The organism is Verrucosispora sp. WMMD573 (assembly GCF_027497175.1).
GTDB lineage: Bacteria > Actinomycetota > Actinomycetes > Mycobacteriales > Micromonosporaceae > Micromonospora.
The window spans coordinates 2400964-2414684 of record NZ_CP114901.1 but is presented as its reverse complement, the minus strand read 5'-3'; the positions used below and the strand labels follow the sequence as shown (position 1 = coordinate 2414684).

The following is a 13721-nucleotide window of genomic DNA, read 5'->3' as shown; positions in this document are numbered from 1 at the left end:
CCGATTCCTGCGGTCTCGCTCAGCCGGGCTGGTCGCCCGGGTCGATCCGCTGGGTGCGGTCTGCCTCGCCGTCGCCCGGCCGGGGAACCGACGGGCCGGCGTCACCACCGCCCGGCCGCGGAATCGCCTGGGTCGGCTCGGCGCTCTGGTGCGGGATCGCCTGGGACGGCTCGACCCCCTGGCGCGGCGAGTGTCCGGCCGGGTCGCCCTGGCGCGGCATACCCCCGGCCGGGTCGCCCTGGCGCGGGATGCTCTGCGTCGGGTCGGCCGAGGCCGGCTGTCCGAACGGCGGTGCGGACGGCGCGGACGGCGATGCCGACTGCGGTGGCACCGCCGGCTGACCGTGCGGCGGCCAGGTGTGCGGGGACTCCGGGGGCCCACCGGCGGCGGGTGCCTGACCGGCCGTGGGCCAACCCGGGTGGCCGGAGCCGGGGTGAACGGCCGGATAGCCAGCGGATCGTTCGGCGCCCGGCCAACCACCCGACTGGCCAGGCGGCGCCCAGCCGCCGCCCGGGTGACCGGGCTGGCCACCGAACTGGCCCGGGCCTGCGGGCTGCGGCCAGCCCTGCTGCGGCGTGCCGTACAGGCCGGGCTCGGGCTTGGACCGGGGCACGTGGTAGAGCCGCTGCCACACGCTCCACACCACGTACGCGGCCGCCGCGAACAGCGCCACCCAGGCAACCCGGGTGAGCAGGCCGGTCATCGCGTCGAAGAGCTGCGCTTCGGCCAGCCGACCGACCACCCAGATCAGCAGGGTCAGACCGCCCAGCACGGCGCTTACCGCGTACTCGATCAGTGCCACCTGCGTGATCAGTTTCGCCCGTCCGACGGTCGGGGCGAGATGGGTGGCCAGCAGTACCGCCAGCACCGGCAGGACGACCGCCTCGACGCCGATGAAGGCGAAGAACGAGCTGGCCGCACGGCCGGTCACCGTGCTGTACGCGCCCTGCGGGGTGAGTAGCCGGATCAGGCCCACGAAGAGGAAGACGGCGTTCGCGCCCAGGAGCACGAGGGCGACGAGTTCACGCAGCGGCCCGGTCACCTGGCGGGCCGGGGTCGGATCGGTGGGTGGGGGCTCGGCGGGGCTGGTCACGAACTCTCCCTGGGGCGAAAGCGGACAGATGCCGACGTGAGCCTAGTCTCCCGGGGCAGCTGGGTTGCGGAGGCGTCACGTAGGCGAGGATGGGCGGATGCGCATCGTGGTTCTGACCGGCGGGATCGGCGGCGCCCGGTTCCTGCTGGGGGCGCGGGCGTACGCCCGCGAGGTGGGTGCCGAGGTGACCGCCGTGGTCAATGTCGGCGACGACCTCCGGCTGCACGGGCTGCGGATCTGCCCGGACCTGGACAGCGTGCTGTACACCCTCGGCGGCGGTGCCGACCCGCAGCGGGGCTGGGGGCGCGTCGACGAGAGCTGGACGGTCAAGGACGAGCTGGCGGCGTACGGTGCCGAGCCGAGTTGGTTCGGGCTGGGTGACCGGGACATCGCCACCCATCTGGTTCGCACCACCATGCTCGACGCCGGCTATCCGCTGCACCAGGTCACCGAGGCGCTGGCGGCGCGCTGGCGGCCCGGCGTACGACTGCTGCCGGCGACCGACGACCGCCTGGAGACGCACGCGGTCGTCGACATCGACGGTGGCCAGCGGGCGATCCACTTCCAGGAGTGGTGGGTACGGCACCGGGCGCAGATCCCGACCCACCGGTTCGTCTTCGTGGGGGCGGAGTCGGCGAAGCCGGCAGCCGGCGTCACGGAGGCGATCGCCGACGCCGACGTGCTGCTCGTCGCGCCGAGCAACCCGGTGGTCAGCATCGCGCCGATCCTCGCCGTACCGGGCCTACGCGAGGCGGTGGCAGGCGCTTCCGCCCCGGTGGTGGGCGTTTCGCCGATCATCGGTGACGCGCCGGTACGCGGCATGGCCGACCGCTGCCTGGCGGTCGTCGGGGTGGAATGCTCCGCTGGCGGCGTCGGCGGAATGTACGGCAGCCGGGCCACCGGCGGGCTGCTCGACGGTTGGTTGGTGGCCGAGGAGGATGCCGCAACTGTGGTGTCGGACGTGACGGTCCGCGCGGTGCCACTGCGGATGACCGACGAGGCGGCGACGGCGGCGATGGTCCGCGCTGCGGTGGAGTTGACGTGAGACTGGAGATCCTGCCGGTGCCCGGCATCGGGCACGTGACCGAGGGTGACGACCTCGTCGTACTGATCGGAAGCGCGGCGCCCTGGCTTCGCGACGGGGACGTGCTGGTGGTGACCAGCAAAATCATCTCGAAGGCCGAGGGCCGGCTGGTGGACGTACCCGCCGACGGCCCGGAGCGGCAGGCCGTCCGGGACGAGGTGTTGGCGGCGGAGACGGTACGGGTGGTGGCCTCGCGCGGCCCGACCCGGATTGTGCAGACCCGCCACGGCTTCGTGATGGCCGCCGCCGGCATCGACGCCTCCAACGTCGACAAGACCCGGCTGGTGCTGCTGCCCGAGGATCCGGACGCCTCGGCGCGCGCACTCCGCGCCGGGCTGCGCGCCCGGTACGGCGTGGACGTGGCGGTCGTGGTCAGCGACACCAGCGGTCGCCCCTGGCGCAACGGGCTGACCGATGTGGCTCTCGGGGTCGCCGGCATGGCCGCAATCCGCGATCACCGGGGCGAGGTCGACCCGTACGGCAACGAGCTGGTACTGACGCAGATGGCGGTGATCGACGAGCTGGCCGCGGCGGGCGAACTGATCAAGGGCAAGTGTGACCAGATGCCGGTCGCGGTCATCCGCGGTTACCTGACGACGCCGCTGTCAGGCGACGGCGAGGGTGCCCGGGTCCTGGTGCGAGACGCCTCGATGGACCTGTTCTCGCTCGGAACCGCCGAGGCGAAGGCCGCCGGGTTGGCTGCCGCCGCCACCCTGCCGGACCAGCCGGGGGAAGCCGCGCCCGACCCGGCCGCGGTCGACCGGGCGATCGCCTCGGTCGCCGCTGTGATCGCGCCCGGCACGGTCTTCACCCAGGTGACCGACGATGAGGTACGCGCTGCGCTTGTCCCCATCGTGCCGGGTTGGCCGGCCCACGCGACCGGCCTGGTGCTCTGCTCCCCACCCACCCCCGTAGGCGCGTTCCAGCTGGTCCGCTTCGGCACCGACGTGCAACGCCTGCGCACCGCCCTCGCGGCAGCAAACGTGCCCACCCAACTCCTCCCCCCACCCAACGGCACCACCGCCGCCGCCACCCTCGCCCTCTAACCCCCACCCCCCACCCCTCTCTCCCTCTCCCTCTCCCTCTCCCCCTCCCTCTCCCCCTCACCTCCTCGTTGATCATGGAGTTATTGCCGCCGGGGAGCGCTCTCCGGCGCAATAACTTCATGATCAACGGAGCCAGCCCCCGGGGGTGGGTTTCAACGGAGCCAGGCCCGGGGGGTTCCAACGGGAGCCAGCTCCGGGGGTGGGTGGGTCAGGGGTTGAGGACGGCGCGGCCGAGGGGGGTGAGGGTGTGTAGGACGGTGTTGCGGTCGCGGTGGCTGACCAGCAGGCCCGCGTTCCGCAGCACGGTGGTGTGCTGGCTGGCCGCGGCCGCCGAGATGTGCAGCCGGCGGGCCAGCTCGCCGGTGGTGCAGCCGTCGTCGCTGGCGGCGAGGACCGCAGCGCGGGTACGGCCGAGCAACGCGGCCAGCGCCTCCCGGCCGGTGTCGCCCGCCCCGACCGAGTCGGTGGTCAACCCACCCAGCTTGTCGACCGGGTAGACCAGCACCGGCGGCAGTTCCGGATCGAGCAGTGCGACGGGCGTGTTCGCACAGAAGAACGACGGCACCAGCAGCAGTCCTCGCCCCTCCAGGTGAAGTTCCCGGCTCCTCGGGTAGGCGGGGATCTCCAGCACCCCGGAATCCCAGCGCAGGCCCGGCCGCAGCGTGGTCAGCAGCCCTTCGACACCGCCGTCGAGCATGGCCCGCGCACGGCGGGCGCGGTCGGCCTCCACCGCCCCCTGGACCCGCGTCCAGTACGGCCCGAGGGCGAGCTCGCGGTAGCGGCCCATCGTCTCCGTCAGGTGGGTCAGGGCCGCCGGCTCGCCCCGGGCGATGGCGGCGACACCGACAGGCAGGTTCCGGTTGCTGTTGGCGAGCAGCGTCAGGTCGCGTTGCAGCAACGTCACGGGGGTACGCCGCAACGCCTCCATCCCCGCCTCGAAACCGTGCACGCTCTCGTACGGGGTCAGGAAATCCGGAAAGTAACCACGCGGCGGGTTCAACGTGGACAGTAATCGCAACGCCTCAGCATCCACCTGTCGACGCAGCCCCCGCGAAACCTCGCGACGCCAGCCGGCGAGCAGCGGGTCACGACTGCGCCCGGGCAGCAGGTGCAGGCTCAGCACCACTTCCCAGACCGGATCGGCCGCCGGCGCCACCCGGGTCCGGAGGATGTCCTCGCCGGAGAAATGGATCTTAAGCATGGGTACTCCCATCACCCGGCGAAGGGGGCACCCGGCGACCTTCGAACTCTACCCGGCCACGTCGGCCTCGGTCAGTTAAGCCTCAGCTAAAAGACCTCGACGCCCGTCATGTGAATCCGCCATGCTTCCCGTGCCACAGGGGGCGACGCACGTCGAACGTGCCGCCCCGCTGGGTGCCCGAGATCGGGCGGCACCATTCGAGGGTCTGCGGCTCAAGTTCCGCAGGGGGTGCCGCCCGATCTCTCTGCCCAGCCCCGGCACATCCGCCCGGCTCCACGCACCGCACCGAGGTGTCCACCAGCACCCCCGTACGCTGGCACGGACGAGAGGAGCGGCCGTTGTCGACGCCCCGAACAGTTGACGAATCCCCGCGCGGCGACGCGGACTGGACGGCGCTGCACGCCGACGCGGTGGCGGTGCTCAGCGGCTGGATGCCGACCAGCCCGGACGCGGCGGTGGCCCGGGACCGTACCCTCGGCCTGCTCGACGCCGGGCCGATCGCGATGGGCCGCGAACACCGGGCCGGCCACGTCACCGCGAGCGCATTGGTGTTCGACGCGACCGGCACCCAGGTGTTGCTCTGCCTGCACGGGAAGTTCCACAAGTGGGTGCAGTTGGGCGGGCACTGCGAGCCCGCCGACCGGACGCTGGCCGGCGCGGCGTTGCGGGAGGCCACCGAGGAGTCGGGCGTCACCGGTCTGCGGATCGATCCGATGCCGATCGACGTGGACGTGCACCCGGTGGCCTGCCAGGGCGGCTCACTGCATCACGACGTGCGCTTCGCCGTGTTCGCTCCGGCGGGGGCGACGGAACGGGTCAGCGCGGAGTCCGAGGCGCTCGGCTGGTTCCCACCGGATCGCCTGCCACATCCGCTGGCTGGCGGCACGGCCCGGCTCGTCACACCGGGCCTGGCAGCCTTCAGACGAGCCTGTCCTCACCCCGCCTCTTGAGTTCGTCCACGATCGACTTCACGTCCTGAGCGCGGTCACGCGGGCAGACCAGCAACGCGTCCTCGGTGTCGACCACGATCAGGTCCCGTACGCCGACGGCGGCCACCAGCCGGCCGGCCTGCGGCGCCACCACCAGGCCGCTGCTGTCGTGCAGCAGCACCTCGGGCTTGGCGTCGCCGGTGAGCACCACGTTGCCGTCGGTGTCCGCCGGCAACACCTCGCCGAGGGTGTGGAAGTCACCCACGTCGTTCCACCGGAAGTCACCGGGTACGGTCGCCACCCGGCCGGCCGCGGCAGCGCCCTCCATCACCGCGTAGTCCACGGAGATCTTCGTCAGCGTGGGCCAGACCGTTCCGAGCACGTCGTCCTGTTCCTCGGTGCCCCACGCCGCCGCGATCGCCGTGACCCCCGCGTGCAGGTCGGGCTGCTGACGGGCCAGCTCGGCGAGGAATGCCGACACCCGCCAGACGAACATGCCAGCGTTCCAGAGGTAGTGGCCCGACCGCACGTACGTCTCGGCCACCTCCGCGCTCGGCTTCTCCTTGAACTCGACCACCGGGCGCATCGGCCCGCCGTCGACGGGGTCGCCGGTCCGCAGGTATCCGTAGCCGGTCTCCGGCCGGGTCGGAGTGATCCCGACCGTCATCAGCAGCCCCTGCTCCGCACCCCGAACCGCCTCCCGGACGGTGTCCACCCAACGCTCAGGGTCACCGATCAGATGGTCGGCGGCGAACGATCCCATGACGGCGTCCGGATCGCGTACGGCGATCACCGCCGCGGCCAGCGCGATGGCGGCGCAGGAGTCCCGGGGCGACGGTTCGACCAGAATGTTCTCCTCCGGCAGACCGGTCAGTTGGCGAGCCACGGCCGCAGCGTGCGCGACCCCGGTGACCACCATTGTTCGTTCAGGAGTGGTCAGTGGCCCCAGCCGATCGACCGTCGCCTGGAGCAGCGACGCGGACGTGCCGGTGAACGGGTGAAGAAATTTGGGATGGCCGGCGCGGGACAGCGGCCACAACCTTGTGCCGCTGCCACCGGCCGGAATAACGACGTAGATCACCAGGACATCATGCCCGAACCACCCGGACCGGGCGCCTCGTTGCCGGCCTCAGGTCCGCGCCCTGGTCCACGCCGCGATGTGCACCTCGGCGCTGGACCCCCAGGTGAACTCCTTCGCCCGGTCGAAGCCGGCCTTGGCCAGCGACAACCGGCGCGGCTCGTCGTCGAGCAGCGCGGCCAGGTCCGTGGCGATCTGGTCCGGATCCTCGCTGGTGTACGCGACCGCGTCGCCGCCGACCTCGGGCAGCGACAGCCGGGGGGTGGTGAGTACCGGGGCGGCGCACGCCATCGCCTCCAGGATGGGCAACCCGAACCCCTCGCCGTAGGAGGGGTACGCGGCCACCAGGGCACCGCCGAGGAAGCCCGGCAGGTCGCCGTAGCGCAGGTAGCCGGGACGCAGCAGCCGCAGATGCGAGGGCACCTCGGCCACCGCACGGTCGATGTCGTCGTCGTGTCCCTGCCCGCCGGCCACCACCAGTGCCGGCGGGTCCTGCCGGTCGGCGACCGCCCGGACCCAGCCCCGGATCAGGTTCGGCACGTTCTTGCGGGGCTCCTTGGCACCGAGGAACGCGACGTAACTGCTACCGCCGAGCCCCAGGCGGGCCCGGACCCGGGCCTTCTCCTCGTCGCCGGGCGCGTGGAAGGCGTCATGGTCCACGCCGTGGTAGGCCACGTCGATCCGGGTCGGGTCAGCGTCCAGCAGCCGGATCAACTCGTCGCGGGTGGCCTTGCTGGGGACGATCACCCGGTCCGCTCGCCTCAGCGAGGTCTTGATGGCGCTGCGGAAGAACGTCCGGCGGGACTTGTCGTAGTGCTCCGGCTCGGTGAAGAACGTCGCATCGTGCACCGTCACGGTCACCGGACAGCCGGCCCGCAGCGGGCAGGTGTAGAAGGGCGAGTGCAGCACCTCAGCACCGACCTGTTGGGCGAGCAGCGGCAGCCCGGTCTGCTCCCAGGCGAGCCGGGCCGGCCGGTGCGCGACCGCGGCCGGCGCCGGGATGATCTCCGCGGGGGGCAGCTTCCGGCGGTAGCGCTCAAGATCGGTGCGGAGGCTGACCACCACCAGGTCCACCGCCGATCCGCACACCTTGCCGAGGGCGCCGAGCAGGCCATCGACGTATCTACCGACGCCGCCGCGATCGGCGGGAACACTCGTGGCGTCGATGAGCACGCGGGGCGGGCGACCGGCGGTCACGGGGCGACTCCTTGCGGTGGCGGGACTGTGGGGAACGACACTCCGGCAAGCCTACGCCGGAGCCCGGCGCGGACGCTGACTGCGACCCGACGGTACGCCGACTTGTCGTTGTCATCGAGTACGGCCGCCGGGCGCGTATCGTTCGCGCCGATGGCCGACAACATTGCCCGGGTCTTCACCGACGTGATCGCGACCGACCCGAACCGCCCGCTGCTGACCTGGTACGACGACGCGTCCGGCGAACGCACCGAGCTTTCCGGAGCGACCCTGGCGAACTGGGTGGCCAAGACCGCCAACCTGCTCGTCGACGAACTGGCCCTCGGGCCGGGCGGCACCGCGGCGGTGCTGCTGCCGCCACACTGGCAGAGCGCCGCCGTGCTGCTCGGCTGCTGGTCGGCCGGGTTGACGGTTCGGCCGACCGGATCGCCGGGCGCCGACCCGCCGGGCGAGGTGGACGTGCTCTTCGCCGCTGCCGACCGTGTCGCCGAGGCCGACGCCTGGTCGGCCGCCGACCGGTACGCGCTGGCGTTGCACCCGTTCGCGCTGCCGCTGCGGGAGGTACCGGCGGGCTTCGCCGACTACGTCACCGAGGTACGCGCACACGGCGACCACTTCACGGCGTACCCCCCGGGAGGGCCGGACCACACCACGCTGCGCGCCCGGGCCGCCGCCCGCGCCGCCGACCTCGGTATCTCCCGCGGCGGCCGGCTCCTCGTGGACGTCGACCGGCACCCGGACCCGCTCGACTGGCTGCTGGCCCCACTCAGCGCGGGCGCCACCCTGGTGCTCTGCGCCCACCCGGATCCGGCCCGCCTGGCCGACCGTCAATCGACGGAACGCGTAACCCAGACCCTCCGCTGACCTGCCCACCCCTCTCGGCCCTGTCCGCCCCCACCCATCCCACCTCGGCCCAGTTCGCCCGCGTATCCCGGTCTACCGGGGCTCGTCCCCTGCCCGATCCGACTGGCCCGCTCGGCCTGACCTGACTGGGTCGACCTCCCCTTGCGAGAACCCCTTCCGAGGCAACGATCGATCCACCGAGTCGAAACTTCGAGTCGAACCTCACCCTCCGTGGTTGTCACCCACCGTTGCCGTGCCCGCGCCCGGAGGCGTTCCCCCTCCCGTCCTTTGCTCTGCTTCAACCGACGCACAACCCGCTGAACTGCGACGACGCGGTTGGGGTCCGGCGACACTCGCGCGCCAGAAAACTGCGGAGAGTAACTGTTGCGTGGGTTGAAGCAGAGCAAAGGAGGAAGAGGGGTGTTGGTTGGGCGAGCTGCGACAGCACGCTGAGTGAGGACGGGTATCAACTCGTCTATGACCCCCGATCACCGCAGCGGGGGTCCTGGCTACCAGCGCGCCCGGCTCCTATACGCCAGAACCCGCGGCGAGACCCGGGGGCGGGCGGGTCGAGGGGGCGGCGTCTGGGGATCGGATCAGGTGGTGGAGCGGTCCGGGGTGCGAAGTTCAGCCAGGGTGGCGAAGGCGGCCAGGGACTCGGGGTTGGCCAGGGCGCCCTTGGCGGCGGCCTGGTCGACCGGGGTACCGGTGAGGATCTTCTTGACCGGTACCTCGAGCTTCTTCGCCGACAGGGTGCGTGGCACCGCGCGGACCTGGTGGATCTCGTCGGGTACGTGTCGGGGGGACAACGCGGTGCGCAGCTCGCGGCAGATCGTCCGGCGCAACTCGTCGTTGAGCGTCATTCCCTCGGCCAGCACCACGAACAGCAGCAGCTCACCGGCGCCGCCCTCGCCGTCCTCCAGGTGCACCACCACCGAGTCGACGACCTCGTCCAGCCCCTCCACGACGGAGTAGAACTCGGCGGTGCCGAGCCGTACGCCGCCCCGGTTGAGGGTGGCATCGGAGCGGCCGGTGATGACGCACCCGCCCCGGGCGTTGATGGTGATCCAGTCCCCGTGCCGCCACACCCCGGGATAGACGTCGAAGTACGCCTCCCGGTAGCGGACCCCGTCCGGATCGTTCCAGAAACCTACCGGCATGCTCGGCATCGGCTCGGTGATCACCAGCTCGCCCAGTTCCCCGATGACCGGGGTGCCATCCGGAGAACGGGCCTCCACCTTGGCGCCCAGGGCCCGGCAGGCGATCTCACCGGCGTGCACCGGCAGCAGCGGTACGCCGCCGACGAAACCGGTGCAGACGTCCGTGCCGCCGGAGAGCGACTGGAGCTGAAGATCGCTGCCGACCGTGTCGTACACCCAGGTGAAGCCCTCTGCGGGCAGCGGCGCGCCGGTGGAGCCGAGGCCGCGCAGCGCGGAGAGGTCGGCGATCTCGCGCGGGACCAGCCCGGCCTTGCGGCAGGCCAGCAGGAAGGGCGCGGAGGTGCCGCAGTACGTGGTGCCGGTCTGCTCGGCCAGCCGCCACATCTCGCCCAGGTCAGGGTGGCCGGGGTTGCCGTCGAACAGCACGATCGCCGCGCCCACCGCCGGCCCGGAGATCAGGAAGTTCCACATCATCCAGCCGGTGGTGGTGAACCAGAAGAACCGGTCCGCCGGGCCGAGATCGTGATGCAGGGCGAGCATCTTCAAATGTTCCAGCAGAATTCCGCCGTGTCCGTGCACGATCGGCTTGGGCAGCCCGGTGGTGCCGGAGGAGTAGAGCACGTACAGCGGGTGGTCGAACGGCACCGGGGTGCAGGCCAGCGGTTCGTCGGTCTCGGCCGCCAGCTCCGTCCAGGCCAGTGCCCCGTCCGCCGGGGAACCGTCGGGGTCGAGGTAGGGAATCGAGACGGTGTGCCGCAGCGACGGCAGCGCGGCCCGGATCGCGGCCACCTCGGCGCGCCGGTCCACCGGCTTGTCGCCGTAGCGGTAGCCGTCCACCGCGACCAGGATCTTCGGCTCGATCTGCTGCCACCGGTCGGTCACGCTGCGGGTGCCGAACTCCGGCGCACAGGACGAGAAGATGGCACCGAGGCTGGCGCTGGCCAGCATCAGCACGTACGTCTCGGGGATGTTCGGGGCGTACGCCGCCACCCGGTCGCCGGTGGTGACGCCGAGCCGGCGCAGCCCGGCGGCGACCCGGCGGACCTGCTCGCGCAGTTGCCCGGCGGTGAGGGTGACCGGCGCCCGGGTCTGCCCGTGTGCCACGACCACCGGCTCGTCGTCGGCCCGTCCCGGCATCCGCAGCACGTTCTCGGCGTAGTTGAGGGTGGCGCCAGGGAACCACCGGGTGCCCGGCATGTCCCGGTCGGTCAGGGTGGCGGTCGGCGGGGTGTGCGCGACGACGCCGAAGTGGTCCCAGATCGACCGCCAGAACGCGTCCAGGTCGGTGACCGACCACCGCCACAACGCGTCGTAGTCGGCGAACGTCAGCCCCCGGTGCTCGTCGAGCCAACGCAGGTAAGCCCCGATCCGGGACCGCTGGAGCACGTCCGCCGGTGGCGTCCACAGCACGTCCGTCACTGGTCCACTCCTCCCCTGGCCCGGCACGACGCTGTGCGGTGGGCCGTGGCGCCATCTTGCCCTACCTCGAAGCGTCATTCTCCGCACCCGCACCCTGCGGGCGCATGTGCCCGCACCACACCCCCGGCGGCAGACCAGTGTGGCCATGGCGCAGGGAGGGGCTGCCGATCGCCGCCGAAGCAGAGCCGGCCGGCGGCCTCAGGGTTCGCTGCGGGCCGCCTGGATGGCCTGACGGCGGGCCAGCCGGTGGGCGCGGCGGATCTCCGCCTCCCGCCAGCGCCGCTCGTCCTCCGGCGTCTCCGGTAGCACCGGACGCACCGGCCGGGGCGCGCCACCAACCTCGACCCCGACAAAGACGAGGTACGCGGTGGCCACCCGCACCGGCACCTCGTCGGCCGAGTCCCAGCGCTCCGCCATCACCCGCACGCCGACCTCCATCGAGGTCTGCCCGGTCCAGTTCACCTGGGCGTACGCGTGCACCAGGTCGCCCACCCGGACGGCCTCCGAGAAGACGATCTCGTCGATCGCGGCAGTCACCGCCGTACCGCCGCTGTGCCGTGCCGCCGCCGCGCCGGCCACGTCGTCGACGAACTTCATCAACACCCCGCCGTGCACCGTTCCGTACAGGTTCACATCCACAGCGGTCATGATCCGGCTGAGGGTTACCCGGGAGTACGAGGTCGGCTTGCCCGGCAGGGCGGTGGCGGGGTGCTCGGTCATGTCGGAAACGGTACGGTGCGCGGATGCGACATCTGTGGAGCTTCCTCGCAGGGCTGGTGGTGGTGCCGGTCACCTGGGTGCTGATCACCCTCGGTCAGGACGGGTCGGCCGGCACCGTCGACCGGTGGGTGGAGATCGGCACCTCCAACACGGCAAACCTCATCGAACCGGCCGTGTACCTCGCTGTCGGCGGCATCGTGCTGGGCCTGCTCGGCACGCTACGCATCTCACCGCTCGGCCCGCTGGTGGCCGGACTGCTGCTGGTCACCCCGTACGTCGGACTGTTCATCGCGCCCTTTGAGGTACGCGAACGCATCCCGTCCGACGGGGAGTTTCTCGGCGACCCGCTGCCGTTGGGGTTGCCGGTGGAGAACGGCACGCTCTTCCTGATCGGCATGCTGCTGCTGATCGCGACGTTCAGTGGGCAACGCTGGCGGCGTTGGCCAGCCCCGGTGCCGGCACCAGCGTCGGTGACACCCGACGCTCCGGCAACGGACCCGACGTCGACCGACTGGTCACCGAACCCGTCGACGGAACGGGACACCGCGCCGCTGAGCCTGGGCTATCCGGATCCGGATTCGACGCCGACCGAGCCGCTGCCCCGGCGTACCGGAGGTGGGTCGCCCTGGTCGGCGCCGCCGGGCAACCTGCCCCGACGCGACGACGCCACCAGCTGAACCCGCATCACCGATCGTCACCTCCGCCCGACAACCGCACGGGCGGAGGTGACGCTGGTTCTCCCCGGGCCGTCAGCCCTTGAGCAGTTGGCGGGCCATCACGATGCGCTGCACCTGGTTCGTACCCTCGTAGATCTGGGTGATCTTGGCATCCCGCATCATCCGCTCGACCGGGTAGTCACGGGTGTAGCCGTAGCCGCCGAGCAGCTGGACCGCGTCGGTGGTGATCTCCATGGCGGCGTCCGAGGCGAAGCACTTCGCCGCCGCGCCGAAGTAGGTCAGATCGGCGTCGCCACGCTCGGACCGGCCGGCCGCCGCGTACGTCAGCTGCCGGGCCGCCTCCAGTTTCATGCCCATGTCGGCGAGCATGAACTGCACACCCTGGAACTCGGCGACCGCCTTGCCGAACTGCCGGCGCTCGGCGACGTAACCCTTGGCGTAGTCGAGCGCACCCTGCGCGATGCCCACCGCCTGGGCGGCGATGGTGACCCGGGTGTGGTCCAGGGTCTTCATCGCGGTGGCGAAGCCGGTGCCCTCGGCGCCGATCATCCGGTCCGCCGGGATCCGGACGTTGTCCAGGTAGACCTCGCGGGTCGGGGAGCCCTTGATGCCCAACTTCTTCTCGGGCGCGCCGAAGCTCACCCCCGGATCGGACTTCTCGACCACGAAGGCGGAGATGCCCCGGGACCGGGCGGTGGGGTCGGTCGCCGCGAAGACGGTGTAGAACTCCGAGACACCGGCGTTGGTGATCCAACGCTTCACGCCGTTGAGCACCCAGTGATCGCCGTCACGTACCGCCCGGGTGGTCATCGCGGCCGCGTCGCTGCCCGCCTCCGGCTCGGAGAGGCAGTACGAGAACATCGCCTCGCCGCTGGCGACCGGAGTCAGGTACCGGCGCTTGAGATCGTCGGAGCCGGCCAGCAGCAGCGGCATCGTGCCCAGCTTGTTCACCGCCGGGATCAGCGACGACGAGGCGCAGGCCCGCGCGACCTCCTCGATCACGATTGCCGTGGCCAGCGCGTCCGCGCCGGCCCCGCCGTACTCGACCGGGATGTGCGGTGCGTGGAAGTCGGCGGCACGTAGCGCGTCGTACGACGCCTTCGGGAACTCACCTGTCTCATCGGCCTCGGCGGCGTGCGGAGCCACCTTGGCCGCACAGACCTCACGCACCGCTTCCCGGATCGCCTCGTGCTCCTCCGGCAGGCGGTACGCGTCGAACGACTGCTCTGCGGCCATGTCGGCCCCTCCCCTTCACCGCTATCATGCGCAGTCTGTAG

Annotated in this window: 12 protein-coding genes; 5 read left to right on the top strand and 7 right to left on the bottom strand. The window is 71.7% G+C overall.

Annotated elements, in window-relative coordinates; genetic code table 11:
- Nucleotides 1-19: 19 nt before the first annotated feature.
- Nucleotides 20-1093 (bottom strand): hypothetical protein, encoded by a 1074-nt coding sequence (locus O7601_RS11185; RefSeq protein WP_281566102.1) that lies wholly within the window; start codon nt 1091-1093, stop codon nt 20-22.
- Nucleotides 1094-1190: 97 nt separating this feature from the next.
- Here O7601_RS11185 and cofD point away from each other — a divergent pair, with 97 nt between their 5' ends.
- Nucleotides 1191-2138, top strand: coding sequence for a 2-phospho-L-lactate transferase (gene cofD, locus O7601_RS11180; protein WP_281566101.1), 948 nt, complete (start codon nt 1191-1193; stop codon nt 2136-2138).
- Nucleotides 2135-3223 carry a coenzyme F420-0:L-glutamate ligase gene (locus O7601_RS11175; RefSeq protein WP_281566100.1) on the top strand — a complete coding sequence of 363 codons (1089 nt, stop codon included), beginning with the start codon at nt 2135-2137 and terminating at the stop codon, nt 3221-3223. The genes cofD and O7601_RS11175 overlap by 4 nt, the downstream gene beginning before the upstream one ends.
- Before the next feature lie 208 nt (nt 3224-3431).
- Here O7601_RS11175 and O7601_RS11170 read toward each other — a convergent pair whose 3' ends face one another.
- The gene (locus O7601_RS11170) at nt 3432-4424 is read right to left on the bottom strand and encodes a winged helix-turn-helix domain-containing protein (protein WP_281566099.1); all 993 of its coding nucleotides are present in this window, start codon (nt 4422-4424) and stop codon (nt 3432-3434) included.
- Nucleotides 4425-4762: 338 nt separating this feature from the next.
- Between O7601_RS11170 and O7601_RS11165 the strand changes: the two genes are divergently transcribed.
- Entirely contained in the window at nt 4763-5374 is a 612-nt protein-coding gene (locus tag O7601_RS11165; RefSeq protein WP_281566098.1) for an NUDIX domain-containing protein, read from the top strand.
- Here the strand turns inward: O7601_RS11165 and O7601_RS11160 are convergent.
- Entirely contained in the window at nt 5343-6434 is a 1092-nt protein-coding gene (locus O7601_RS11160) for a sugar phosphate nucleotidyltransferase (protein WP_281566097.1), read from the bottom strand. The two genes, O7601_RS11165 and O7601_RS11160, sit on opposite strands and share 32 nt — an antisense overlap.
- 48 nt (nt 6435-6482) lie before the next feature.
- A complete protein-coding gene (locus O7601_RS11155; RefSeq protein WP_281566096.1) occupies nt 6483-7628 on the bottom strand; it encodes a glycosyltransferase family 1 protein in 1146 nt (381 codons plus the stop codon).
- A 150-nt stretch (nt 7629-7778) separates the two neighbouring features.
- On the opposite strand from O7601_RS11155, the gene O7601_RS11150 reads away from it, so the two are divergent.
- Nucleotides 7779-8489: a TIGR03089 family protein gene (locus O7601_RS11150; RefSeq protein WP_281566095.1), complete on the top strand. Its 711-nt coding sequence runs from the start codon at nt 7779-7781 to the stop codon at nt 8487-8489.
- Between the two features lie 575 nt (nt 8490-9064).
- Here O7601_RS11150 and O7601_RS11145 read toward each other — a convergent pair.
- Together O7601_RS11145 and O7601_RS11140 are read right to left on the bottom strand one after the other, a co-directional pair.
- Entirely contained in the window at nt 9065-11047 is a 1983-nt protein-coding gene (locus tag O7601_RS11145; protein WP_281566094.1) for an acetoacetate--CoA ligase, read from the bottom strand.
- A gap of 198 nt (nt 11048-11245) precedes the next feature.
- The gene (locus O7601_RS11140; protein ID WP_164446051.1) at nt 11246-11767 is read right to left on the bottom strand and encodes a hotdog domain-containing protein; all 522 of its coding nucleotides are present in this window, start codon (nt 11765-11767) and stop codon (nt 11246-11248) included.
- Nucleotides 11768-11790: 23 nt separating this feature from the next.
- Between O7601_RS11140 and O7601_RS11135 the strand changes: the two genes are divergently transcribed.
- Complete coding sequence (locus O7601_RS11135) at nt 11791-12444, top strand: hypothetical protein (RefSeq protein ID WP_281566093.1); 654 nt, start codon at nt 11791-11793, stop codon at nt 12442-12444.
- 72 nt (nt 12445-12516) lie between these two features.
- On the opposite strand, the gene O7601_RS11130 is transcribed toward O7601_RS11135, so the two are convergent.
- Entirely contained in the window at nt 12517-13680 is a 1164-nt protein-coding gene (locus O7601_RS11130; protein ID WP_281566092.1) for an acyl-CoA dehydrogenase family protein, read from the bottom strand.
- Between the last annotated feature and the right edge of the window lie 41 nt (nt 13681-13721).